General features: G+C 27.6%; 21 protein-coding genes. 9 read left to right on the top strand and 12 right to left on the bottom strand.

Translation table 11 applies throughout. The features are described 5' to 3' along the window. The first annotated feature begins 121 nt into the window (after positions 1 to 121). The 3 genes from F811_RS16145 to aroA all read left to right on the top strand — a co-directional run bounded on the left by F811_RS16145 (position 122) and on the right by aroA (position 3,125). Positions 122 to 532, top strand: a complete 411-nt coding sequence (locus tag F811_RS16145; RefSeq protein ID WP_020005925.1) for a ferritin family protein — start codon at positions 122 to 124, stop codon at positions 530 to 532. Between the two features lie 348 nt (positions 533 to 880). Beyond that, positions 881 to 1,840: a signal recognition particle-docking protein FtsY gene (gene ftsY, locus F811_RS0114300; RefSeq protein WP_020005924.1), complete on the top strand. Its 960-nt coding sequence runs from the start codon at positions 881 to 883 to the stop codon at positions 1,838 to 1,840. 22 nt (positions 1,841 to 1,862) lie between these two features. After that, positions 1,863 to 3,125, top strand: coding sequence for a 3-phosphoshikimate 1-carboxyvinyltransferase (gene aroA / locus F811_RS0114295; protein ID WP_020005923.1), 1,263 nt, complete (start codon positions 1,863 to 1,865; stop codon positions 3,123 to 3,125). Here aroA and F811_RS0114290 read toward each other — a convergent pair. The 10 genes from F811_RS0114290 to F811_RS0114245 all read right to left on the bottom strand — a co-directional run bounded on the left by F811_RS0114290 (position 3,120) and on the right by F811_RS0114245 (position 15,307). After that, complete coding sequence (locus tag F811_RS0114290; RefSeq protein ID WP_020005922.1) at positions 3,120 to 4,106, bottom strand: ABC transporter substrate-binding protein; 987 nt, start codon at positions 4,104 to 4,106, stop codon at positions 3,120 to 3,122. The two genes, aroA and F811_RS0114290, sit on opposite strands and share 6 nt — an antisense overlap. Positions 4,107 to 4,119: 13 nt before the next feature. Beyond that, positions 4,120 to 5,106 (bottom strand): ABC transporter substrate-binding protein, encoded by a 987-nt coding sequence (locus tag F811_RS0114285; protein WP_020005921.1) that lies wholly within the window; start codon positions 5,104 to 5,106, stop codon positions 4,120 to 4,122. 13 nt (positions 5,107 to 5,119) lie between these two features. Continuing rightward, positions 5,120 to 6,112, bottom strand: a complete 993-nt coding sequence (locus tag F811_RS0114280) for an ABC transporter substrate-binding protein (protein ID WP_020005920.1) — start codon at positions 6,110 to 6,112, stop codon at positions 5,120 to 5,122. Between the two features lie 5 nt (positions 6,113 to 6,117). After that, positions 6,118 to 6,840, bottom strand: coding sequence for a polyprenol monophosphomannose synthase (locus F811_RS0114275; RefSeq protein ID WP_020005919.1), 723 nt, complete (start codon positions 6,838 to 6,840; stop codon positions 6,118 to 6,120). Continuing rightward, a complete protein-coding gene (locus F811_RS0114270) occupies positions 6,837 to 9,548 on the bottom strand; it encodes a DUF4132 domain-containing protein (RefSeq protein WP_020005918.1) in 2,712 nt (903 codons plus the stop codon). Before F811_RS0114270 ends, F811_RS0114275 begins: the two co-directional genes overlap by 4 nt. Before the next feature lie 78 nt (positions 9,549 to 9,626). After that, positions 9,627 to 10,655, bottom strand: a complete 1,029-nt coding sequence (gene rlmN, locus F811_RS0114265; protein WP_020005917.1) for a dual-specificity RNA methyltransferase RlmN — start codon at positions 10,653 to 10,655, stop codon at positions 9,627 to 9,629. A gap of 61 nt (positions 10,656 to 10,716) precedes the next feature. Continuing rightward, positions 10,717 to 10,956: an FmdB family zinc ribbon protein gene (locus tag F811_RS0114260; RefSeq protein WP_020005916.1), complete on the bottom strand. Its 240-nt coding sequence runs from the start codon at positions 10,954 to 10,956 to the stop codon at positions 10,717 to 10,719. 141 nt (positions 10,957 to 11,097) lie between these two features. Next, positions 11,098 to 12,654: an FGGY family carbohydrate kinase gene (locus tag F811_RS0114255; protein ID WP_020005915.1), complete on the bottom strand. Its 1,557-nt coding sequence runs from the start codon at positions 12,652 to 12,654 to the stop codon at positions 11,098 to 11,100. Between the two features lie 59 nt (positions 12,655 to 12,713). After that, a complete protein-coding gene (recN, locus tag F811_RS0114250; RefSeq protein WP_020005914.1) occupies positions 12,714 to 14,438 on the bottom strand; it encodes a DNA repair protein RecN in 1,725 nt (574 codons plus the stop codon). Then, positions 14,438 to 15,307: an NAD(+)/NADH kinase gene (locus F811_RS0114245; protein ID WP_020005913.1), complete on the bottom strand. Its 870-nt coding sequence runs from the start codon at positions 15,305 to 15,307 to the stop codon at positions 14,438 to 14,440. The genes recN and F811_RS0114245 overlap by 1 nt, the downstream gene beginning before the upstream one ends. Before the next feature lie 109 nt (positions 15,308 to 15,416). Between F811_RS0114245 and F811_RS0114240 the strand changes: the two genes are divergently transcribed. Then, entirely contained in the window at positions 15,417 to 16,154 is a 738-nt protein-coding gene (locus F811_RS0114240; RefSeq protein WP_026364471.1) for a lysophospholipid acyltransferase family protein, read from the top strand. Positions 16,155 to 16,480: 326 nt separating this feature from the next. On the opposite strand, the gene ald is transcribed toward F811_RS0114240, so the two are convergent. Next, positions 16,481 to 17,593, bottom strand: coding sequence for an alanine dehydrogenase (ald, locus tag F811_RS0114235; protein WP_020005911.1), 1,113 nt, complete (start codon positions 17,591 to 17,593; stop codon positions 16,481 to 16,483). Between the two features lie 327 nt (positions 17,594 to 17,920). On the opposite strand from ald, the gene F811_RS0114230 reads away from it, so the two are divergent. After that, positions 17,921 to 19,393 (top strand): 4Fe-4S dicluster domain-containing protein, encoded by a 1,473-nt coding sequence (locus F811_RS0114230; RefSeq protein ID WP_020005910.1) that lies wholly within the window; start codon positions 17,921 to 17,923, stop codon positions 19,391 to 19,393. A gap of 74 nt (positions 19,394 to 19,467) precedes the next feature. Here the strand turns inward: F811_RS0114230 and F811_RS0114225 are convergent, their stop codons facing one another. After that, entirely contained in the window at positions 19,468 to 20,103 is a 636-nt protein-coding gene (locus F811_RS0114225; protein ID WP_020005909.1) for an ankyrin repeat domain-containing protein, read from the bottom strand. 287 nt (positions 20,104 to 20,390) lie between these two features. Here F811_RS0114225 and F811_RS0114220 point away from each other — a divergent pair, with 287 nt between their 5' ends. From F811_RS0114220 to F811_RS0114205, 4 genes are all read left to right on the top strand, one after another. Next, complete coding sequence (locus F811_RS0114220) at positions 20,391 to 21,806, top strand: fibronectin type III domain-containing protein (RefSeq protein ID WP_020005908.1); 1,416 nt, start codon at positions 20,391 to 20,393, stop codon at positions 21,804 to 21,806. Between the two features lie 18 nt (positions 21,807 to 21,824). Beyond that, the gene (locus F811_RS0114215) at positions 21,825 to 22,688 is read left to right on the top strand and encodes a tetratricopeptide repeat protein (protein WP_020005907.1); all 864 of its coding nucleotides are present in this window, start codon (positions 21,825 to 21,827) and stop codon (positions 22,686 to 22,688) included. A 341-nt stretch (positions 22,689 to 23,029) separates the two neighbouring features. Continuing rightward, entirely contained in the window at positions 23,030 to 24,856 is a 1,827-nt protein-coding gene (locus tag F811_RS0114210) for a methyl-accepting chemotaxis protein (protein WP_020005906.1), read from the top strand. A 143-nt stretch (positions 24,857 to 24,999) separates the two neighbouring features. After that, the gene (locus tag F811_RS0114205) at positions 25,000 to 25,251 is read left to right on the top strand and encodes a TM1266 family iron-only hydrogenase system putative regulator (RefSeq protein WP_008727843.1); all 252 of its coding nucleotides are present in this window, start codon (positions 25,000 to 25,002) and stop codon (positions 25,249 to 25,251) included. Positions 25,252 to 25,256: the final 5 nt, after the last annotated feature.

The raw sequence follows: 25,256 nt of genomic DNA, 5'->3' as shown, positions 1-25,256 counted from the left end.
AATATAATATAATAAAAATATTAGATTTTTATTTAGCTTTTTTGATATAAACTGTTTATATCGTATATGATTGCCTCTGCATATAAAAATCTAAACACTATATTAAAAAAAGGAAAAAAGTATGATTAAAAAAATTAGTTTATTATTATCATTTGTTTTTGCTAGTTTTGTATACGGACAAACAGCTAAATCTACATTAGACGGTTTATCACAATCATATAATGGTGAAATGAATGCTTCTGCTTCTTATGCTGAATATGCTAAAGCAGCAAAAAATAAAAGCGTAGCAGCTATGTTTAGAGCAGCTTCTGCAGCTGAAGCTATACATGCTAAACTTTTAAATGAGATTGCTATTTCTTCTAAATTATCAACAGCTCCTTTGAAAGCTACAATCAATGCTGTAAAAACTTCTTCTGATGTTGATAATTTTAAAAGCAGTATAGCTGGCGAAACTTATGAATATACAAAAATGTATCATGCATTCAGTAAAGTAGCTTCTGCTGAAAAAAAAATAAAAATGTTGCTGATTTAATGAACATAACAGGTGCTGTAGAAAAAACTCATACTAGTTTATATACTAAACTATGCAAGACTTAAATGCTAATAAAACTTACCAGAAGGATATTATCTATGCCTATTTTGTTGATATATAGAAGCAGGAAGTGCTCCTAGCAAATGTTCTCTTTGTAACGCTACAACTAGTTCTTTTCAAGTTTTTAATTAATTAAAATTATAATTTTTCAATTTATTGAAAGAGGCAAAAGAAGTATTTATAGTAATTTTATTATCGATGCTTTTTTTATTATATACAAATTATAACTTGAAAAAATATCAATAGCCTATATAATATTTTCAATAATTTTTTTAATTGGAGAAATAAATGTCATCTATGAATATTATAATAATAGCTTGTGCTGTTATAGTTGTACTTATTATACTTTTAGTTTTAATGAAAAAATCTAAAAGCAAACCTAAAGTATCTTTAACCAGTGCTAAAAGCAAATTTTCTTTATCATCAATTTTTAACACTTCATCTATTAATGATGAGTTTTTTGCGAGTTTGGAAAATACATTGATAACAGCCGATGCTGGAGTGGAAACTACAAAAGATATTATTTCAAAATTAAGAGAAGCTATACAAAAAGAAAATATAAAAGAGCCTTCAGAAGCAAAAAAATATTTAAGAGAAATTTTAATATCAAAGTTTATATCTAAAAAAATAGAATTAAAAGATAAAAATATACTTTTTATAGTTGGAGTAAATGGTGTTGGAAAAACCACATCAATAGCAAAATTAGCCAATATACTAAAGAAAGATCATAAAGTAATACTGGCAGCAGCAGATACATTCAGAGCAGCAGCTATAGAGCAGTTAGAAGAGTGGGCTAATAGACTTTCTGTTACAATAGTAAAAGGTCAGCAGGCAGGAGATCCAGCAAGCGTATTATTTTCAGCTTTAGATAAAGCTAAGGCTACAGATGCTGATATTGTAATAGTTGATACAGCTGGAAGATTTCATAATCAGGAAAATTTGGTAAGACAGCTTGAAAAAATGAAAAAAATAGCTACTGAAAGATTTAGTGAGTTTAATTTTATACCTATATTGGTATTGGATGCTAATGTAGGACATAACGGAATAGAGCAAGCCAAAGTTTTTACTAATGCTTTGAATATACAGGGTGCTATAGTTTCAAAATTAGACAGCACTGCTAAAGGCGGGGTTTCTATAAGTATAGCTCATTATTTATCTCTCCCTATATATTACGGAGGATTTGGTGAGAAGGTTGATGACTTTAAAGAATTTGATGCTGAAAGTTTTGTAGATTCTATATTGCAGTAAAAGTTATATTTAGGAGTTTTTTATGCCTTTGACTATTAAACCTTCAGAAATTTTTGGTTCTGTTTATATTCAAATGAGTAAAAGTGATGCCCATAGAGCTTTGATAGCTTCTGCTTTATCTAAAAATCCTAATATTATAAAGCCTTGGATTGATAATGTAAGTATAGATATAGAGGTTACTAAAGAGGCTGTTTCTAATTTTGCAGATTTAGAAGTTATTGATGACGGGCTTAAAGTTGTTCCTAAAAAAGAATATAAAAAAGAATTAACTATAGATGTAAAAGAATCAGGTACTAGTTTGAGGCTATTAATTCCTATTGTATCGGCACTTGGACTTAACTGTACTTTTATAGGTTCTAAAAAGTTATTTTCAAGACCTATGGAAGTATATAAAAATATATGGAAAGAACAGGGACTAGAGTTTTCTCTTAATGAGGATTCTCTTAAAGTATCTGGTAAATTAAAAAGCGGTGAGTTTAGAGTTGCTGGTAATGTAAGCAGTCAATTTGTAAGCGGGCTTTTATTTGCATTGCCTTTGTTAGAAGGAGATTCTAAGATTATAATAGAAGGGGAGCTTGAGTCTGCACCTTATGTTATGATGACATTAAAGACGCTTAAACATGCAAATATAGAAACTTCAAGACAGGGTGAAAATATAATAGAAGTATGTGGTAATCAGGGGTATTCTCTTAGTGACTATGAAGTAGAATCTGATTGGTCGCATGCCGCTTTTTTTGCTGCTGCTGGTGCTTTGGGAGGCGAGGTTACTTTGTATGGGCTTAATAAATATTCTCTTCAGGGTGATAAGGAAATACTTAATATACTTAAGTTTATGGGGGCACCTATAATCTATAATGATGATAATTCTATAACTATAAAGAAAGCAAACAGGCTTAATGCTATGGACATAGATATTGCAAATATACCAGATTTAGCACCTATAATAACCTCTCTTGCCTCTACGGCAAAAGGAAGAACAAAATTATATAATGCTTCAAGATTAAGATATAAAGAAAGCGACAGAATAAATGATCTTAAAGATAGTTTTAGTAAAATAGGAGCAAAAATAGAAGTTACAGAAAATGAGATTTTTATAGAGGGAATAGAAAAATTGGAAGGCGGTAAAACAACTTCTCATAATGATCATAGAATAGCTATGTCTCTTGCAGTTGCTGCTATAGTTTCAAATAATCCTATAACAATAGATGATGCTCAGTCTATTAATAAATCATCTTTTAACTTTATAGAGCAGTTTAGAAGTATTGGTGTTAATATGGTATTATAAAGTATTTAAGATACTTTTTAATAGTTCTAATTGTATATAATTTGTTACTGCTACATCTTCATCAATTATCTGTGAATGCAAAAATACTTTCTGCTGAGTTTCATACCATTTTATTATATCTCCTGATTCGCAGGCATTGCTTATATCTGATGAAGAAAACCATATTCCAGTATCTGTTTCTTCTTTTACTGCATCTATACTATTTCCATTAAGTTTTGATACAAACTCTACAGCCTCATCTATATGATCTTTTCTATAATCCATTGCTTTTAATATTGCTCTTGAAAATTTAGATACTGTTTCTCTGTGATTATTTATATATTCCAAAGTAGAAACGAAGCTGCTTGTTAATATAATTTTATCAGAATAGTTAGTAATATCAGCAAGCATTTTATAATTACTGCCTCTTATATGTGTTGTATAAGGCTCCCAAGTAGATATAACATCAGCTTCTTTATTTATAAGGGTATTTTCTAAATTTGTAATATTAACATTTAATAAATTAATATCTTTTTTTGTAAGTCCTGCATTTTCTAAAGCTATAAGCAGCATAGCTTCTCCCGATGTACCTAAATGAGTGGCTACAGTTTTTCCTTTTAAATCTGATATTGTATTTATATTGTTGGATTTAGCTGTTATTATTTTTTCGCCCTTGCTTATTCCGTTTGGTATTAAAATTTGTGCTTTTCCATCTATTATTAGATTATGAGCTGCATGTCCAATATAAGCGAAGTCAATTTCTTCTGATATCATAGACAAAATAGCAGCATGTCCGTTAAAAAACTCATATAATTCAGCGTCTAAATTTTCTTCTTCAAAAAATCCTTTTTCTTTAGCCACCGCTACAGCAGAAGCTCCAGCAAATTCATATAAATATCCTACTCTTATTTTTGTTTTTTGAACCTTATTTTCTTTCTCTTCTTTATTAGAGCATGATATAATACTTATCATTATAAAAATCATATAAATTATTTTCTTCATAAAATTATCCTTATTATAAATTGTTTAATACATTTTTAAGCATTTCTAATTGTATATAATTTGTTACAGGTACAGCTTGCTCTATTGTATCATAATATAAAAATACCTGTTCTTGAGCCTCATACCATTTTAATATATCTCCTGATTTTAAAGCATTTTCTATATCTGATGATGAAAACCATACACCGCTGTCAATTTCTTTTCTTACTTCATCTGTTTCACTTCCTATAAGTTCTGCCGCTAATTTAACTGCTTCGTCCATATTGTATTTTCTATAATCCATTGCCTTTAATATTGCTCTTGAAAATTTTTTTGCTATTTGCGGATATTTATTAATATATTCTAAACTAGATACAAAACTGCTTGTTAATACAATATCATCTGAATAGTTTGTAATATATGCGAGCACCTTATAATCATTTGTAAAATGCAGCCAAGTAGATATGGCATCAGCCTTTCCATTGATTAGATAGTTTTCCAAATTGGTTATGTTTATATTCATAAGATTAACATCTTTTTTCTTTAATCCTGATTTTTTGAAAGATATATAAAGCATAGCCTCACCTGATGTTCCAAAATGAGTGGCTACAGTTTTTCCTTTTAAATCTTGTATACTATTAATATTAGAATCCTTATTGACTATTATTTTTTCACTTTTACTTATTGCGTTTGGAACTAAAATTTGTGCTTTGCCGTTTATGATTAAATTATGAGCAGCATGACCTATATATGAAAAATCTATTTCTTTAGAAACTATTGATAATATGGCAGAATGACCATTATAAAATTTATATAACTTTGCATCCAAATTTTCTTCTTCAAAAAATCCTTTATTTTTGGCTATTGCAATTGCAGAAGCTCCTGCAAAATCTGATAAATAACCTACATTTATCTTTATAGAATTATTTTCTATACTTTCTTTTTCAGTTTCTTTAATTTCATTTGAATTGCATGATATAATGAAAATTATAGAAATAATGATACATACTGCTTTTTTCATATCTAAATCCAAATCATAAATCTGATAATATATTTTTTAACATATCTAATTCTAGATAATTGGTAATAGGCACATTTTCTTTAATAATACCAGAATCTAAAAATAATTTTTGCTGGGTATTATACCATTTTTCTATATTTTTATATTTACATGAATTTTTTAAATCAGATGATGAAAACCAAACAGCAGTATCTATTTCCTGCTTCATCATATTTTCATCTATTCCAGTTATTTCAGCTGTGATTTTTACTGCATCATTTATATTATATTTTCTATAATCCATAGCTTTTAATATTGCTCTTGAAAATTTTGCTGCAGCATACGGATTATTATTAATATATTCAGCGGTTGTTATAAAGCTGCTTATGAATACTGCTTCATTTGAATAGTTTGTTATACTAGATATTACAACATATTGATTTGGTATAGCATCAATAATTTCTTTTGTATGCGGCTCCCAAATAGAAACAGCATCTGCTTTTTTATTTATTATCATATTAGCCAAGTTTGTAATATTTACATTTAATAAGTTTATATCATCTTTTGTCAATTTGGCAGTTTTTAAAGCTATATTGAGCATTGTTTCTCCAGAAGTACCAAGATGAGTAGCTACAGTTTTTCCTTTTAAGTCTGATATAGTTTTTATATTAGTCCATTTTCCTGCTATTATTTTTTCAGCTTTACTTATACCATTAGGAAACAATACTTTTACATATCCTTTTATGGCATGAGAATGTGCTCCATTTCCTATATATCCGAATTCTATTTCATGCCCTATCATTGATAATATTTCAGAAGGTCCGTTATCGAATTTTATTATTTCTGCGTCTAAATTTTCCTCTTCAAAAAATCCCTTTCCTTTGGCTATTGCAATTGCAGAAGCCCCAGCAAAATCTGATAAATACCCCACTTTTATTTTTATAATATTATTATCAATATTATTTTCATTATTACTGCAGGATAATATTATAAAAATTATTATTAAGAGGTATATTGTTTTTTTCATTTTAACTATCCATTAAAATATTTCTTTTTATTTCTGAATCTCAAACGCACAACTCTAAATAATGCTTCCGCTATAATATTTTTAGACATTTTAGATTGTCCGTTTCTTCTTTCATAAAATATAATAGGCTCTTCTTTTACTTTGTATCCGTTGCTTTCAAAAGAGTAATTCATTTCTATTTGAAAAGAATATCCTGCAGAAAGAATATTATCAAAATTCATTTTCTTTAATACAGAAGCTCTAAAACATTTAAATCCGCCTGTTATGTCCATAATCTTTGAACCCAATACAAATGAGGCATATCTGTTTCCGTAATATGATAAAAAAAGTCTTCTCAAAGGCCAATTAACAACACTTATTCCATTACAATATCTTGAACCTATAACTAAATCAAGTTTTTCTTCTTCCATTTTTTCTATAAATTTAATTACAAAATTAGGATCATGAGAAAAATCAGCGTCCATTTCTATTATATAGTCTAGATTATATTGAAATGAATGCTTAAAACCAGCTATATATGCAGGTCCTAATCCTTCTTTTTTCTCTCTTTTTAAAAGATGAACTCTATCATTATTAAGATATTTTTCTACAATACTAGCCGTTCCATCAGGACTATTATCATCTACAACTAGCAGCTCTATATATTCAGGAAGGTTTAACACTGTGTTTATCATCTTTTCTATATTGTCTTTTTCATTGTATGTTGGAAGTACTATAATAGCTTTCATTTATTATCTGTTATCCTTCTGTTCCTATTTTGTATGGTTTCTATTTTTTTTGTTTTGTTTGCATTCTTTTTTATATGATTATCTATGTTAAACATTATATAGTGCACATATCTTAAATTTGATGCTGCAGGGTCTATAATATTTTTATATGAAAATACTTCATTAGAATCTACTTTATAAAATACTATATCTCCGAATAATATTATATCATTATCTTCTATGGCAGTATCCATTCCTATTAAATTTATTTTTACTCCTATAGATATAGAAGAATCTATGATTTTATATCCTACTATATAAGAGTTTTCATAATCTAATTCCATATCTAATGTATCTATTAAACTTTTAAAAGTTTTTATTTTTACTTCTTTATTTCTATATTTTACTATTATATTTTCTTTTATATCGCCTTCTTCAAAATGGAATTTTATTTCCTGCATTTGATTAAAAGGCTGTTTAATTTTTAATTTTGATATAACTGCTTTTGATTTTTCTATATCTTCTTTAGACATCTCTATCGGACTTGCTAATGATAATTGATACTGCTTATTTATTTTATACTTTTCATTATCCAATGTATAGAATGAATTATCATTTCTATTGTATTTTAAATGTTTTACTATTTTGCCATTTTTATTGTAGAGAGTCCATATAAACATATCAGCCAATATATTCATAATATAGTTGTTTGCAAAAACTTCCTTCCAATCTTCAATAGTCCATCTTTTTCCAGTCATTAATGCTTTGTACAATCTGCTTATTTGGAATTTATAGCATATTTTTATATGATTTTTGATACTATTAAATTCATCTAATATGTTTTTATCTAAATTGCTGTATTTATCTAATTTATTAATATATTTGTTAGTGTTATTATCTAATATTTTATCTATATCCAATTTTTCATTTAAATATATAGTAAAAGAATATTTTTCATCTTTAAGAGTTTTTGTACCATTTAAATCTATTCCAAAATCTGGTATTATCTTATCACTTAATTTGTCCTCGGATATGTTTAATCTTTTAGCAACTGATTTAAATGCCAATTTTGATGTGTTTTTTATTTGGAAATATTTAAAGTTGCTAGATATATAATCAATAACTATAAGAGAATTAATACTGCCGTTAGAAGCTAATGCTGATATGGCATAATTGGCAAGTGATATTCTCCCAGATTCGCACCATTCTTTTATTTTATAAACTATCTTATCTATTTTATATTCATTTTCATATACTAAATATGGTATCATCACATATTTATAAGATGTATCAGCACCTTCATAAATCCATTTTTCGTATACATTTTTTATCACTGTTATAAATGAATTAAAATCAAAATATGATATAAGTTTATCCAAATCTTTTATCTTTATAGGATTTTTTAACCTTGAATATTCCATATATATATACTTCATTACTATAATTGGAATATTTTGATTAGTGTCTTTGCTTACAACACCATATAGCATAGATTCATCTATACATAGAAGATTTTTTTCATATTTTTTATTGTAGTTTTTATTAACAAAGTTTACAAGAGTATTGATATCTTTAAAACCAGAATTAATAATCTTTTTATTTTTCCATTTTTTTAATATATCTTTTGCTAAATCACTATCCAAACCTTTCAAATATTCATACGATTCTTTTTTCTTTCGATTAATGATTTTTATAGCAGCTTGTCTTATTTTTTTTGATTTATTTTCGAGCAAAGAACATAGTACTTTACTTGAACTAAAATTTACTTCTTTACTATAGAGTTCATTTAAAAATGGTATAAAATTTTTGCTGTTTTTTGTTATTCTTTTTGTAAAGTTTTTATTAGAGAATAAGTTTTCAAAATAGTCGCTGTTGTCTTTTATAAGAGAATAGAAAAAATTATTAAACTCTTTATTTTTTATCTGTACAGCAAATGAATCATAATACGATATTCTGTCATTATAGGAGTAGAAAAATATATATGATATGATTATGTCTGATAAAGTTATATCAAAGTCATTTAAATAATCAAGGCTTTCCTTATATGTTATATTAAATCCTTCTTTTGCTATCAATATTAAATATATTAAGGCTTTATAATTATTAGTTTTTAGTATAATATTGAGAAGCCTTTTTGCTTTTTTAGAATATTCAGCCAATAAAAGTATATAATATATTCTATAGTTTGTAAGAAGAGATTTTTTTATGAATAAAATATCATTAGAATTTGGAGTTTTTTTTAAATTATATGGGGCATATGGTTTTAATGCACTAAAATATCCGAAAGCTGATTTTTTTACATGAAATCTTTTAATAAGTTCATATCTTTTATCATCTTCGTATATTATATCATCATTAATAACTGTAATACTATTTGGAGTGCCTAAATGTTCTACTATATTGTATTTGGCATAATAAGAGTCATATATTTTATGCATAAGCATATCTATTTTTTTTTCGGCTATTTTTATATTTGCTTTTTCATCTCCTTTTTTTAAGAGAATGGCAGTTAATATTAAATATATTCCGCAGTTATTACTTTTTTCTAGTTTAGAATAGAGAGTGTAGAAATAATCCCTGTCTTTGCCGTATGTATAATTAGCTTCTCTTAGAAAATCTAGGGCATATATATCATTTTCTACTATTCCTCTGTTAATTATGCATATTTCCTTTTCTAAATTATAGCCCTCATATCTTCTGCTAAATAAAGAACTATTAAATTTTTCCATAAAAAACTCTTAATTGTTATTAACTTTTATCTAATACTATTATACTATTATTTACACAAAAAATAAATAGTATATATTTTATAAATTTTTTACAGCTAATTGTCCGCAGCCTGCCAAAATTTCCTGACCTTGTTTAAATCTTTCTACTACTTCAATACCATTATCTTTTAGTATAGACTTAAATCTTAATATAATATCTTTATTAGGTCTTTGGAGTTCTGGGGCATGTTCTACTGGATTCATAGGAATTACATTTACTTTGAAAGGGAACTCTTTTTTTAAATTTACAAGTCTGTAGGCATCATTAACAGAATCATTAATATCTTTGATAAGTACCCATTCAAAAGTTATCATTCTTTTTCCATTTTTACTGTATCTTTTTAGTACAGCCATAAGGTTTTCAATAGGATATCTCTTGTTAATAGGCATAATCTTATCTCTCACTTCATTTTTTAATGAATGCAGAGAAACGGCAAGACGGCAGTCCAAATCTTTTTCTATAAGCTGTTTTATTCCAACTACCTCTCCTGAAGTTGATATAGTAATATGTCTTATACCCAAATTAAAGCCTTTAAAAGAGTTAATAGTTTCTATGGCTTTGAAAAGATTTTTGGTATTAGCTAAAGGTTCGCCCATACCCATAAATACAATAGAATTTACCTTTTTTGTAACAGCCCTCATTAAAATAAATTCAGCAAGTATTTCATCAGCAGTAAGATTGCGTGATAAGCCCATACTTCCAGTGGCACAGAAAGCACAGCCGTAACCGCATCCTACCTGCGATGACAGACAAAAAGTTACTCTATCTTTTTTTTGTAAAATAACAGATTCTATTTTTTTCTTATCATATAATGAAATTAATAATTTTTTTGTTCCGTATTCATCTTCAGATATAGTTTCTATTTTGGAATTATGTATAAAATAGTTTTCATCAAGTAATGCTCTTAAATTTTTTGGTATATTGCTCATATCTTCAAAACTTACAGCATACTTTTTATATATCCAATCAAGCACCTGAGAAGCATGGAACTTTGGGAAATTATTATCCTCACAGAATTTAGATAAATCCTCTTCTGAAACATTCATTATAGATATTTTTTTTGACATAGTTTTTTGTATATATTTTTATTTTATTTAACTTATAACCTATAAGTTTTAATCAAACCCCTCAGCAGCTTTTTGTAGGCGGAGTAGAGGAAGAATTTGAAGAGCCTGCTGCACTGTTTTTAGCTTTATAATCATTTACATAAAAGCCTTTTCCTTTAAATATGATACCGCTATTTAAAGATATCATTCTTTTAGCTTCGCTGCCACATTCTGGGCAAGTAGCTTTAGCTTCTGCAGTTATTGATTGAAACTCTTCAAATTCATGACCGCAGTTTTCACATTTATATTCATAAGTTGGCATAATTTTTCCTTTTAATTTTAAAAAATTAATTGCTGATAAATATATTATGTTAATAAAAATATGTCAAGTATATTTATTTACAGATTATATAAGTAATTGCTTATGAATACCTATAAATATTGCTACAAATTAAAATTATAGCTATTTAATAATATCTTCATATCTTTCTTTTAAAATTTTCATATAATTATGATATTTATTTGCAAGCATCAAATCAGGCTCTATTATATTATTATCAATTAAAGATTCTCTAATCTCATCTAAAGAAACTTGCTTTTTTAGAAGAAGTAATGCAGATAAAGCAGCACCCAAAGAAGCACCAGCTGAAGGCAGTATTTTTATAGTAGATTCCCAAATATTTGCTATTATTTTTACTATCTCTTTATTGTTTGAAGCGCCTCCTGTAACAGCAAGATCTATTTTATTATCATCTCTGTTTTTATGAGTAAATTTGCTCAAATATATTTCTAATAATCCTAAAGAACTTAAAACTATACCTTTATAATCATCATCAAATGAAGGAGTTTCATAATATCTTTTTATAGGAAATGCCTTGCTTATAGGGGCAGACTCATATTCTTTCTGCCATAGCATTATTGGAAGATTATCAGCATTTTTTTCTAAAGATTTTTCAGCTTCTTTGTATGTTCTGTCATAAGAGTTCATAATTTCATCTAAAACTATGCCTCCGTTTGTTCTGCATAATATCATAAAAGGATTATCTATACCATCATACATATTGTTAGCAGCACCTGAATAATCTCTTGTGTTTTCATCTATATCAAGCATATAAACAAAACTTGTTCCTAATGATAATATATCTCCTTTATATAAAACTTTTGTCTGAGGATTATCACCGCTTCCTATACCAACTATACATTCACTATCAAAACCGTATCTTTCCATAAAGTATTCAGATATATAACCTGCAAAACTAGAGGGAGCATCGATTTCTCCTAATTTTTGTTTTAAATCAGTTGATATAGTGTTTAATAATGTATCATTCCATTCTCTTTTATTATAGTCCATTAAACTTGTACCAGAAGCATTTCCAAAATCTGCAGGTACATCATCTTTAGCAGTTAATATTGAGGCTATAAATGTATTTAATAAAAATATTTTGTATGTATTTTCTGATAAACCTTTGTTATGATCAAAATAGTATTTTATAACAGCACCTGTAAATCTAAGAGGAGAGTTTGAGGCAGTTATTTGTATCATTTTTTCTTTTCCGCCAGCCGCTTCTCTTAATTCATTAGCCTCTTTCTGTGTGCAGGAAGTTCTCCATATAGGTGCGGCATTATATGAATATGAATCTTTAAACATATCCATTAAACTTTGATTTGCTGATGATCTATCTCTCAACTTTTCTAAATTATATTTATATTTTTCAGATAAATAAACATGTCCATGCTGCTGTGCTGATATTTGTATTGCTTTTATGTCTTTTATACTGCATTTTTTTTTGAGTTCATCAAATGCTCTATTTAATGCTGCCAAAAATATATTAGGGTCTTGTTCAGCTTTTCCTCTTACATTAGAATAAATTAAAAGGCTATTTTTATTCATAGATGTTTTTTTTATTTCTTCTAATGAGTTAAAAGCTATAGATATATTTAATTCATTTTTTTTAGTTTCATAATTTAAAATACTTAAAGTTACACTTTGAGTGCTTAAATCTATTCCCAATGTATACATTTTTACTTCCTGATATTTTATAAATTGATTGTATTATTTTTTATGATATGTATTATTATTTATATAATTTTTTTATTATTTTTAGCATGTTCTAATAATTCTTCAGCATGTTTTATGCTTGCTTCTGTAATTTCTTTTCCAGTTATCATTCTTGCAATTTCATTAACACGCATAGAATTATCTAATTCTTCAATAGTAGAAGTTACAGTATCTTCACCTTCATTTTTTGTAACTTTAAAATGATTATTAGCATATATTGCAATTTGTGCCAAATGTGTAACACTTAATACCTGTTTCCTTTTTGAAAGAGCAGCTATTTTTTCTCCTATTACCTCAGCAATTCTTCCGCCAACTCCTACATCTATCTCATCAAAAACGCATGTTTCACAGTAGTCACCTAAAGAAAGTACATTTTTTAATGAAAGCATTATCCTTGATATTTCGCCTCCAGAAGCAATTTTTCTAAGAGGCTGATATATACTTTGTTTATTTGGTGCTATTATAAACTCTATATTATCTATTCCATTAGAATTGGCCTTTATATTTGAGCCGTCAATATTTAGTATTCCATCATCATCTTCATCTAAAGTTATTTCAACATCAAATTTTGTAGATGACATACCTAAATCATTCATCTCGCTTTCTATTGCCTTTATGAATTCATCTTTTCTGTTATGCCTTATATCAGATATTTCTTTAGCAAGTATTGAAGCTTTTTCTCTTAGAACTTCTATTTCTTTTTTTAAATTTTCGATATCTTCTTCTGAAAAATTTAAAGACTCCAATTTTTCTTTTGCATCTTTGGCATATGATACAATTTCTTTTATATTAGAGCCGTATTTCTTTTTGAGATTGTTTATAAAGAAAAGTCTCTCATTAAGCATCTGAAGCTCTTCAGGGTCAAATTTTGTTTTGGATCTTATCTCTGTCAATACGCTTTTTATATCCTCAAGATTTAATGTTATTCCTTCTATCTGTGAGGCAATATCTGAAAGTCTGCTGTCATATTTTGATACCGTTTGTAATGCTCCTATACTTCTTGTGAGTTTTGTATAAGCCCCAGATTCGCTCCCAAATATATCTTTATTTATAGAAGAAAGCGATGAAGCTATACTTTCAGCATTTGACATCATTGTTATATCGTTTTTTATATCTTCATCTTCATTGGGTTTTAATTTTGCTTTTTCTATTTCATCTATTGCATATTCCAAAAAAGATTTTTCTTTTAGAATTGAGTTTTTATTTTGAGATATTTCATTATATTGTCTTATGAGTTTTGTTAATTTATAATAATGATTTTTATAATTTTCAAGTTTATCTTCTATATTTAGATAACTGTCATAAAAGTTAATATGATTTGCAGGATTAAAAAGAGACTGATGTTCATGCTGTCCATGAATATCAACTATTAAATCTCCAAGCTCTTTTAATTCAGCAACTTTTACACCAACATTATTTATAAATGATTTGCTTTTTCCGTCTTTAGTAATTTCTCTTTTTATAGTAAGCTCATCATTATTAATTTCTATATTCCATTCTTTTAATTTATTTTTTACTATTTCTGAAGATGACTGAAGTTTGAAGTTACCAGTAACAATAAGTCTGTCTCCATTAGAGCCTACCATTCTTATAGAGCCTTTTTCACCTGTAATAAGTTCTAAAGCACTGATTATAATACTTTTACCAGCTCCAGTTTCTCCAGTAAGTACATTAAAACCGCTGCTGAAATTAATTTTTAATTTATCTATTAAAACAAAATTTCTTATTTCAAGATATTTAAGCATTATCTGCCCCAATTAAGTTTATTTCTAAGTATATCATAAAACAGTCTGTTAGCACTTTGAAATATGTAACAGTTTTTATCACTTATTTGTGCCTTTATTTTATCATAATTTTTAAATTGGCATATATCATATCCATCTATAATAACCATAGCTTTTAGAGATTTTTCTGTTAATTCTAATTCTATAGTATCATGTTTTGGAACAACCAATGGTCTAAACGTAAGTGAATGCGGAGCTATAGGTACAAAAGATATAGCATCAATACTAGGTGATAATATAGGTCCTCCAGCACTTAATGCATATGCAGTAGATCCTGTAGGTGTGGCTATCACTACTCCGTCAGCTACTATTGAAGATATAAGTTTGCCTGATATCATAATATTAATATATATAGCCCTTCCAGAACATTTGCTAAGTACAAGTTCATTAACAGCTAAATATTCTTTAATAATTTTTTTGTTAGTAGAGTATAGACTTACAGATAATAAAGTTCTAGGCTCTATTTCATAAAGAGTTTTTTTACCTTCAAGATATTCATTAAGTATCATATATGCTTCATTTGGAGGAATCTCTGATATGAAACCAAGTGTACCGTTATATATTGGAAGTACGGAGATATCATATTTTATAGCGATTTTTAAAGCGGATAATAAAGTACCATCTCCGCCAATAGATATAAGCATTGATACATCTCTTAATTTTCTTATTGCTTTCTTAATATTCATATAAGTAGATATATCATAATCTATTATAATAGGTTCTATATTGTATTTTTTTAATATCTTTTTAATATTTTTTAGAATGCAAGCAGGATCACCCCTAAGCGTATTTACGATAATTCCTATTTGCTTTTTTGCTTTGTTATTCATATTACTTTAATTAAAAACTCTAAAAATAATTCATTTGATTATATCAAACTGTAATTAATATATCAAGTTATATATTGATAATTTTTAATTTTTATAATAAACTATTGATATGATATTGTTTAGTTTAATTTATTTTTTGTTGGGATTTATCCATACATTGTTATGCGTTATTGTAGCATTTCCTATTTATCCTTTTATCCGTATTTTTAGTAAGAAGAAAGCAAAATACTGGGTGCATTCGATAGCAAAAGTGTGGGGAAGAGGACTTATGAAAATGGCTTTTATATCATTTGATGTTGAAGGAAAAGAAAATTATAATCCTAATAAAACATACCTTCTTACTCCTAATCATCAAAGTTCATTTGATATATTTGCATGTTTTTCAATATTTAAAAAATCATATGCTTTTGTTTCAAAAGACACTTATGGAAAAGTACCTTTAATAGGTTTTGGTATGTCTCTTGCCAATTATATATTTGTAAAACGCGGTACAGTAGGAGCTGTAAAATCTATAGACGATATGGAAGACAGATTAAAAAATGGTACTAGTATAGTTATATATCCAGAAGGAAGCAGAAGTGCTGACGGAGAAATAAGAAAACCTAAAAGAGGGATATTAAAAATAGCAGAGAGATGTCCTGATGTAGAAGTACTCCCTGTTGTCATATATGGAACTAAAGATATTATGAAAGCAAAGAGTATTAAAATTAATCCTTTTAGAAAAATAAAAGTAAGATTTTTAAAACCTTTCTATTTAAAAGATATAGATGGAGATGATAATGCCAAATTAAATTATTGGTATGAAATTATGGATAGGAATTATAATGAACTTAAAAATAGAAAATAAAGTATTAAAAAATATTTATCTATTACAAGTTTATATGAATTAGTAATAAATTTTATTAATAAAAAATAATTTATAACTTTAAAAAGCAAATCGCTACAAGTATAACTTATAGCGATTTTGGAGTTTTATGTACTTATAAAAAATTGATAATTTTCTTTTTTAGTAAAAGGCTTTTAGTAAATTAAAAAACCGTTATTTTTAGTAGTAATACTATATTAAATAAGTATTAAAGTCAATATATTTATATGTGTTTTTTTAATAATTTTAAATTAAAGCCGTAAAGCTCATTAAAACTTTACGGCACTTTATATAAAATTTATTTATTTTTAGTTGCCTAATGCAGCTTTAGGATCTGTATATTCAATGCCAAATGCTTCAGCAACACCTTTGAATGTACATTTTCCATTATAAGTATTAAGTCCAGTAAGAAAAGTATTATTTGTTTTGCAAATTTCTTCTAATCCTTTTTCGGCAAGCATTATTCCGTAATGAGTTGTAGAATTAGTAAGTGCTATAGTAGAAGTTCTTGCCACAGCTCCCGGCATATTGGCAACACAGTAATGAACAATATCATCTACTATAAATATAGGATCATCATGAGTAGTAGGGTGAGATGTTTCAAAACAGCCTCCTTGGTCAATAGCAACATCTACTATTACAGCCCCTTTTTTCATCATTTTTAGATGCTCTTTTCTTAAAAGTTTAGGAGCTTTGGCACCAGGTATAAGTACACTTCCAATCACAACATCAGCAGTTTTAAATAATTCTTCTAAAGTTGAAGGAGCACTAAAATATGTATTTATCCTCATATTAAATATTTGATCTATATACGATAGTCTTGCTACATTAATATCAGTAATAGATACATTAGCCCCAAATCCCATAGCTATTTGAGCAGCATTAAGCCCTACAACACCAGCACCTAATATAACAACATTTGCTTTTTGTACTCCAGGAACGCCTCCTAATAATACTCCTTCTCCTCCGAATTTCTTTTCCATGTATTTAGCAGCTTCCTGAATAGATAATCTTCCAGCTATAGCGCTCATAGGAGCTAAACAAGGCAGCTGATTCATCTCATCTTTCATAGTTTCATATGCAATAGATTTTATTTTCTTCTTTAATAGCATTTCAGTTAAAGGTTTATCGGCAGCTAAATGTAGGTAGGTGTATAATATCTGATTTTCTCTGAAATATTCATATTCTTCTTCTATAGGTTCTTTTACTTTAATAATCATATCTGCTTCAAATACTCTTTTTTTGTCAGCTATTTCCGCACCGACTTTTTTATATTCTTCATCGCTAAATCCAGACCCTTCTCCAGCACCTTTTTCCATAATTACTTTATTACCATGCAGTATATAATCAGCTGCATTAGCTGGTGTTAATCCAACTCTATATTCTTGATTTTTAATTTCTTTTGGGCATCCTATAAGCATATAAAAACTCCTTTAAAATTAAAATTACTTTATATAGAAGTATATTATATTGTATATAAACTTCTATATGTATACAATATAGTTATTTAATTACGGTTTGTCAAGAAATAAATCTGTTTTTTATTTTGTTTAATATATTTTTATTTTTCATTTTTATTTGATTATTACACATTTAATATGAATACTATATACAATAAATTTTTGTACATAATTTGAATATTATACTTGAAAAAATTAGACTTCATATTATAATATATAATAATAAAAATGATATTACTTAATTTAATTTAATATCAAATCACTTAAAAATAATAGGAGAATATAAAGGTGAATATTAATAATAATGCCTCTCAGTTAAAAAAAGAAATTTTGGTAAAAATAGCATTAATGTTTATTGAAGACAGATTAATAGAGGATATAGATAGATTGCCTATAGAAATTATACCAAGAGACAGTAAATCTATAAGATGCTGTATACATAACGACAGAGAAATCATAAAAAATAGAATTATGGCCAGACTTGGAATAAGTGTTGAAGGTAAAGAAGACAGCGGAATACCATTGTCTGAGTATGCTAAATTGGCATTAGAAAGGGAAAAAACAACTTGGCCTATGCTTACAGTACTTGACGAGGCCTGCAATGCTTGTGTTAGGGCAAATTTTATGGTTACTAATGCTTGTCAGGCTTGTTTGGCAAGACCTTGTATGATGAACTGTCCTAAAAATGCAATTACTATTTTAGATGAAAAAAGGGCACATATAGACAGCAGCAAATGTATAAACTGCGGATTATGTTTAAAAAATTGTCCTTATCATGCTATTATATATATACCTGTTCCTTGTGAGGAATCTTGTCCTGTAGGAGCAATTAATAAAAATGAACAGGGTAAAGAAGTAATAGACTATCATAAATGTATATTCTGCGGTAATTGTATGAGAGAATGTCCTTTCAGTGCTATGATGGATAAGGGACAGCTTGTAGATGTTTTAAAACACCTAAAAGAAGATAAAAAAGTTAATGTTATGTATGCTCCTGCAATAGCTTCACAGTTTAATGCTAAACCTGGACAATTAAAAAGTGCTTTATTAAAGATAGGATTTAACAAAGTTTGGGAGGTAGCTTTAGGTGCTGATGTTACTTCTGACAGAGAAGCAGCTGAATTTGAAGAGAGAATGGAGAGGGGAGATAAACTTATGACTACTTCCTGCTGTCCTGCTTATGTTAAAGCTGTTAGAAAACATGTACCTGAATTGATTCCTTGTGTATCTGAAACTAAAACTCCTATGCATTATACTGCTGAAATGATGCATGCTGAAGATCCTGAGGCTGTTAATGTTTTTATAGGTCCTTGTCTTGCTAAAAGAAGAGAAAGCATAGATGATGAATTGGTAGATTATTGTTTATCTATGGAAGAGCTTGATGCTTTATTTATAGCTACAGGTACAGAAGTTGCTAAAGAACCAGATTTGGATATAGAAACTGTTCCTACTGCTTCTGGAAGAAAATATGCTATGAGCGGAGGTGTAGCTGAAGCTGTTAAAATAAGATTAAAACACCCTGAAAAATTAAAAGCTGCTGTTATTAACGGACTTGATAAAGAGGGTATGAAACAGCTTAAAGGATACGGTAAAGTTCAGTCTGGAGAAACTCCTATTACCGCTGATACACCTAATCTTGTTGAGGTTATGGCTTGTAATGGAGGCTGTGTAGGCGGTCCTTGCGTAGTAAAAAACCCTAAAGCTGCTACGGTTCAATTACAAAGATATGCTTCTACTGGTACTGAAGTAAAAAAAGACTGATGATTTATTAAAATAAGTAACAATAATGGCAGGAGTTAATATTATCATTACTCTTGCCTTTTTTATGTATTTAATTATTCTGCCAATAATTTTTCTATATTTTTCAAATTTCTTTCTTTTGCATAGTATAAAGCATCATTTCCTTTACTGTCTTTTATGTTTTTGTCAGCATTATGTTCTAATAGTAGTTTTACTATTTCTACATAATTAATAGTGTCTTTTCCAAATATTGCTATTTCAAGCAAAGCTGTTCTTGATAAATTATCTATATGATTAACATCCACATCTGTATTTTCAAGCAGAAATTGAACAGTTTCCCAATGTCCTTTTTCACATGCCAGTGTTAGTGCATTTGCTCCGTATATATTAACTACTTTAGTATCAGCATTCCCATACATTATTTTTATTGTATTTATATATCCTTTCTCGCATGCATATAAAAACGGAGAATTAAATTTATTATCCTGTATATTGACATTTGCTCCATTATCAATAAAAAGTTTAGCCATTTTCATATCATTTTTATACATTGCTATCATTAATGGTGTTCTTTTCATATCATCTTGTATATTAACATTAATACCCATTTCTATATATTCCTGTACAGTTTTTATATCTCCGCTATGTATGGCCGAAAAGAAACCTATTTTTATATCTGCAAATAGTATCGCATTTGATATTAATAAACTGATAATAATTAAAACTCTCATATTTAGTCCTTAAATTGTACTCTTTTTATCAATTCAAACAATATATTTTTATATTACTAAAATAACATTACTATTAAATAACTGAAAAATACTTCCAAATATAAAAATTATGATAACATATTTTAATTTTTTTTTATATTTAAAATATAGTATTTATTTTAGTATATTTTTACAGTTAGTATAAATATATAGTTGTAAATAAAGGTTTTTATTATATTTTTAATAATGGAATTAAAAAAATATCCGAAGAATTATTAAAGAATTATAAAAATAATTAGGAATTGAAAGTGCGTTATATAGGTATTTTTATAGCGTTTATTTTATTTTGTACAGTCAATCTAAATGCGGCTGTTATTAACGTTTTTTCAGATACAAATAATATTTATTACAGTTCATTAGATAATATTACTAATAGCTTTGTCTTAAATAATGGGAATTCAGATGAAGTTTCAAATGACATTAATTTGATATTTGAAAGAGCACTTTTAGGTTCTTCATATTTTCATGGACTAAGCTATAGCCCTGATATCAAGTATATTACAGGGGCTAATGGAGGAAAGGCCGTATTTTTCCCAAATATTCGCTCTTATGTGAAAATAGATCATTATTTAGATAGTTCTGATGATGTTTCTACAGCAAGTTTTACTTTTGAATTTTATTTAAATCCTTACAGAGTAAGAATGAACTCTAAAGTACTTTCAAAAATGGCTATATATAATGATAATGGTGTTACAAAGTATGCAGGTATAAGAGCAAATATTATTAATGGCAGATTAGTTTGGCAGTTTAATAATATATTTTCTTATAATGGTCAATATACGAATGTTACTTTATCAGGAGGAGAGTACTTAAAAGAAAATGAATGGAGACATCATAGTGTTAGTTTTGATGCTTCTACTGGAAAATTAGTAAAATATATAGACGGGCTTGAAGAAGAAGTTGTTTATTTGACAAGTACAGGTGATAGAAACGGATCTCCTTATGTAGCAGAGTTTGACAATATAAAATTAGATCCTCTCTATTTAGGACAAGGTTTTATAGGAGGTTTGGATTCTTTCTATTTTACACCTAATTATAAACAAGATTTTAATTTATATAGATATTCATCAAACGGAGAAATAATAAGCAGAGTTATAGATTTTGAAGATAAAAATACATTTATAGACTCTATAAATTATAAAGGAAGTTTTACAAATGGTTCTTATATAGATGTTTATTATAGAACTTCAGACTATTATTTTGCTCCAGATGATAATAATATAGCTTGGCAGTATTTAGATAATAACACAAATACTATTACATCAAATGTAAAATATGTTCAGATAAGAGCTGTATTAAAGAGTAATATTGATAGAAATATAACACCTATATTAAATAATGTTGATATTTCATATCATAAGGGAAGACTTCCGCAGATACCTGTTAATTTAACAGCATCAGCGGTTAATAATAATTCTGTTATGCTAAAATGGGATGCTGTTCATGAAGATGTTGTTGGATATAAAATATATTACGGTACAAAGTCTGGGGTTTACAATGATGCTCAGTATACTCCTATACAGATAGGAAATCAGAGTGAATACTATATAAAAGGACTTAATAGCAATGAGGTTTATTATTTTACTATAACTGCTATAGGCGGCGAGGGCGGAAATATGGAGAGCGGTTTTTCCAAAGAAGTTTATGTTAGACCAGTTCATTAAAATAAAAAGGAGATTAACGTGTCTACTAATACTAAAGCAATGAAATTAAGTAATCTTGCAGAGGAACTTTTAAAGAAAGGAGTAAACGAAGAGGCTATCGAGGCTTTAAAAAGAAGTATGAGATTAAGTACTTCTGAAGATATGAAGTCGTATTTACAGGTAGCTGTTTCCTTATTTGAAAACGGCGATTATGAACATGCTAAAATATTTTTAAACACTTTCTTAGAATATTGGATGGCAGCTGAAGCATATTTTATTTTAGGAGCTATTGCCAAAAAAGAATACAGACTTCAAGAGGCTTTTGAACTTTATAGAAAAGGTATCACATTATATACTTCTCAGAATCTAGATCCTTATTATGAGTTTTTATCTTTATGTACTATGCTTAAAGAAGAAGATAAGGGTTTGGAAGCTGCTAAAAATGTACTTAAAATTAATTCAAAAGACAGAGTTGCTTTGGTTTATATGGCTAATTACTTCTTTAGAAATGAACTTTATAAAGAGGCTATGAATTTTTATAAAATATTGGTAGATAATAATTTGGCTGACCATAATGATTATCATTATTATGGTGTATGTCTTCATGAAATTAAAGATTATAAAAGAGCTGAAAATATGTATTTGCAGGCTTTGGCTATGTATCCTGCTGATACTCCAGAGATTCTTGCTCTTAAAAATCTTAGAAGTAAAAGTTTAAGAGATAATTATCCTAATTTGGAAGAAAGCAAAGCTAAATATACTAAAAAAATAAAAGAAAATCCTGATTCTAGTTCTTATTTCCATTTAGGTAATATTGAATTTATTAATGGAAATTATGAAAAAGCAGCAGAGTTTTATTCTAAAGCTAAAGAAGTTTATGAAGAGAAAGTCTGCGTATCTTAAATAACAGCTTATTTCGGCAATTACATATAAATAAAACTTTTTATTATAAATCTGAGTTATATATTAATTATATTATAAAATAATATAATTTCTAATATATATAATAATATTTCATTAGTTTAATTTAATTACTAAAATAATTATTAGTTTTGCTGCAAGTATAATATTAAGATTATTACTTATTTTTAAACATTCAGTAATAAAACTTTTATAATTTCATAATTATAAAAATTAAATTTATTTTATTGACACTCATATATAATTTTACTATACTAAATTTATAAAATTTTATACTTATCATTCATTTAATACAAATTTATCTAATTATTTAGGAGTCTATTATGAAGAAAATCCATAGTTTATCTTTTAAACTGCCTGTTATTATTAGTTTAATGTCTATATTAATGCTAGGATTTTTGTTATCTGCATCAGTATATTTTTCAAATAAAGGAATAACTGAAAGTACTAATACAGGCTTTGAGAATACTGTTGCCGGATATGCTAATTTGTTTGATTCTATATTAAATGCTCAGGTAATGGTTAACAAATCATATACGAGCGGTGCTAATATAAAAAATTTCTTTTCAAATGCCGCTGCCTATAGTAATAATGTTTATTTGGATATAACATCATTTGTAGAAAATAATAATTTTATAGAAAACATATCTATAATGGATACAAGAGGTGTGATAGTTTTTGATAGAAACTCGCAATTAATAGGCCGAAATTTCATGGATTTAAGACCCACTATGATGAATAAGTTATTAGCGGGAGAAGAAGTGGCTTTTGGAGATGATATTGTTAAATCAGCTGCTACAGGTGATCTTACAATATCTTTAGGGGTGAGAATACTTGATTATAATGATCAATTAATAGGTTATTTAGTTTCTATTATAAAAATAATGTCTATATATGACGCTTATTTTAGTAATGTACGATTAGGAAAATCTGGAAGAATAGTAACGGTTAATAATAAATCCGTAGTTGTAATGGATACAGATCCTAAAGAAATAAATAATCAGGCTCCAAGTGAATATAATAATATAATGCAAGATACATCTGTGTCTGGAAAATTAAGATATGGTGTAAGAGAAGGATTTTATAGGAAAATGACTGCTCAGCCTTGGGTAGTTGCTTATGCTATGGATACTGAAGAGATATATGAAGTTAATAGATCTATTATTGTTATAAGTATAATTATAGGTATTATATCAATGGTTATTATGACATTAGTAGTATTTTTATTTACTAGAAGCATAATAAAACCTCTTAATATTGTAGTTGAAGAGGCTAAGGAGATAGAAAGCGGCAGACTTATTATGCATAAAAGAAAGCTAAATAGAAAAGATGAGCTTGGAGAATTATCACATTCTTTTCATAATATGAAATATAAACTTATAGAAGTAATAGAAACTACTTTGCATAATGCTGATAAGATGTCTCAGGCGGCTAATGCACTTGCTTCTGGAAATAAGAATTTAGCTGCTAAAGCAGAAAATACAGCTGCCAACCTTGAAGAGACTGCTTCATCTATGGAAGAAATATCTTCAGCAATATCTATGGCTACTAATAATTCTGTAAAAGGTAATAATATGATGAATAGCTGTAAGGAATCTATAGAAAATGCAGCTTCAGTGGTATCAGAAACAGTAAAAAGTATGAATGAAGTTAATAATGACAGTGAGAAAATTAAAGATATAATAAAAGTTATAGAAGGCATTGCTTTTCAGACTAATATTTTGGCACTTAATGCAGCAGTAGAGGCAGCACGTGCTGGAGATCAAGGTAAAGGTTTTGCTGTTGTAGCAAGCGAGGTTAGAAGTTTGGCACAAAATAGTCAGACTTCTGCTAAAGATATTACAGAATTAATTAATCAGGTATATGAAAAAATTAATAAGGCTAATGAGATAGTAGAAAGTCAGGAACAATTATTTATAGGAATAAAAGAGCAAATTGAAGAAACTGCAAATATTATAAAAGATATAAGTTCGGCTGCCGTAGAACAACAGTCTGGAGTAGCTCAGGTTAATAAAGCAGTTATGGAAATGGATTCTATCACTCAGGAAAATGCTGCTTTAGTTGAAGAGTCTACTGCTTCTTCTATATCGCTTTATAATGATGCTAAAGAACTTCAAAATATTGTTAGCTTTTTCCATATAGAAAAATAATGCAATAAGTTAATAAAAAATTAATAAAAAACTATTTACAAAATAATTTATAGTTTTATAATAAAATTACCTAAGTGAATAACTATTAATGTTTATCATAAAGGAATGTATTTTAAAATTATATTTATCTTTTTTGTTAGTTTATGGAAAATAATAGAATTGCTGTTATAGGTATAATAATTGAAGACACCAATGCTGCGGCAAAGGTGAATGAAATTCTTCATAGCTACAGTGATTTTGTTATAGGAAGAATGGGCATACCTTACAGAGAAGAAAATATAAATATCATAAGCATAGTATTAAATGCTCCTATCGATAAAATTAATAGTTTAACAGGCAAACTTGGCATGATTGAAAATGTTTCTGCTAAAGCACTTTATGCCAGTAAAAAGTAATACAG

This window comes from Brachyspira innocens ATCC 29796 (genome assembly GCF_000384655.1).
Taxonomy (GTDB): domain Bacteria; phylum Spirochaetota; class Brachyspiria; order Brachyspirales; family Brachyspiraceae; genus Brachyspira; species Brachyspira innocens.
Note: the sequence above shows the minus strand (reverse complement) of the source record. Positions and strands in the feature narration are given on the sequence as shown.

Excerpts from the sequence above, each read along its gene's own strand:
- F811_RS0114270 (WP_020005918.1), bottom strand. The coding sequence starts at position 9,548 with ATGGAAAAATTTAATAGTTCTTTATTTAGCAGAAGATATGAGGGCTAT.
- F811_RS0114260 (WP_020005916.1), bottom strand. The coding sequence starts at position 10,956 with ATGCCAACTTATGAATATAAATGTGAAAACTGCGGTCATGAATTTGAA.
- F811_RS0114205 (WP_008727843.1), top strand. The coding sequence starts at position 25,000 with ATGGAAAATAATAGAATTGCTGTTATAGGTATAATAATTGAAGACACC.
- F811_RS16145 (WP_020005925.1), top strand. The coding sequence starts at position 122 with ATGATTAAAAAAATTAGTTTATTATTATCATTTGTTTTTGCTAGTTTT.
- ald (WP_020005911.1), bottom strand. The coding sequence starts at position 17,593 with ATGCTTATAGGATGCCCAAAAGAAATTAAAAATCAAGAATATAGAGTT.
- aroA (WP_020005923.1), top strand. The coding sequence starts at position 1,863 with ATGCCTTTGACTATTAAACCTTCAGAAATTTTTGGTTCTGTTTATATT.
- F811_RS0114275 (WP_020005919.1), bottom strand. The coding sequence starts at position 6,840 with ATGAAAGCTATTATAGTACTTCCAACATACAATGAAAAAGACAATATA.
- F811_RS0114255 (WP_020005915.1), bottom strand. The coding sequence starts at position 12,654 with ATGTATACATTGGGAATAGATTTAAGCACTCAAAGTGTAACTTTAAGT.
- F811_RS0114210 (WP_020005906.1), top strand. The coding sequence starts at position 23,030 with ATGAAGAAAATCCATAGTTTATCTTTTAAACTGCCTGTTATTATTAGT.
- F811_RS0114285 (WP_020005921.1), bottom strand. The coding sequence starts at position 5,106 with ATGAAAAAAGCAGTATGTATCATTATTTCTATAATTTTCATTATATCA.
- recN (WP_020005914.1), bottom strand. The coding sequence starts at position 14,438 with ATGCTTAAATATCTTGAAATAAGAAATTTTGTTTTAATAGATAAATTA.
- F811_RS0114225 (WP_020005909.1), bottom strand. The coding sequence starts at position 20,103 with ATGAGAGTTTTAATTATTATCAGTTTATTAATATCAAATGCGATACTA.
- ftsY (WP_020005924.1), top strand. The coding sequence starts at position 881 with ATGTCATCTATGAATATTATAATAATAGCTTGTGCTGTTATAGTTGTA.
- F811_RS0114245 (WP_020005913.1), bottom strand. The coding sequence starts at position 15,307 with ATGAATAACAAAGCAAAAAAGCAAATAGGAATTATCGTAAATACGCTT.
- rlmN (WP_020005917.1), bottom strand. The coding sequence starts at position 10,655 with ATGTCAAAAAAAATATCTATAATGAATGTTTCAGAAGAGGATTTATCT.
- F811_RS0114290 (WP_020005922.1), bottom strand. The coding sequence starts at position 4,106 with ATGAAGAAAATAATTTATATGATTTTTATAATGATAAGTATTATATCA.
- F811_RS0114280 (WP_020005920.1), bottom strand. The coding sequence starts at position 6,112 with ATGAAAAAAACAATATACCTCTTAATAATAATTTTTATAATATTATCC.
- F811_RS0114240 (WP_026364471.1), top strand. The coding sequence starts at position 15,417 with ATGATATTGTTTAGTTTAATTTATTTTTTGTTGGGATTTATCCATACA.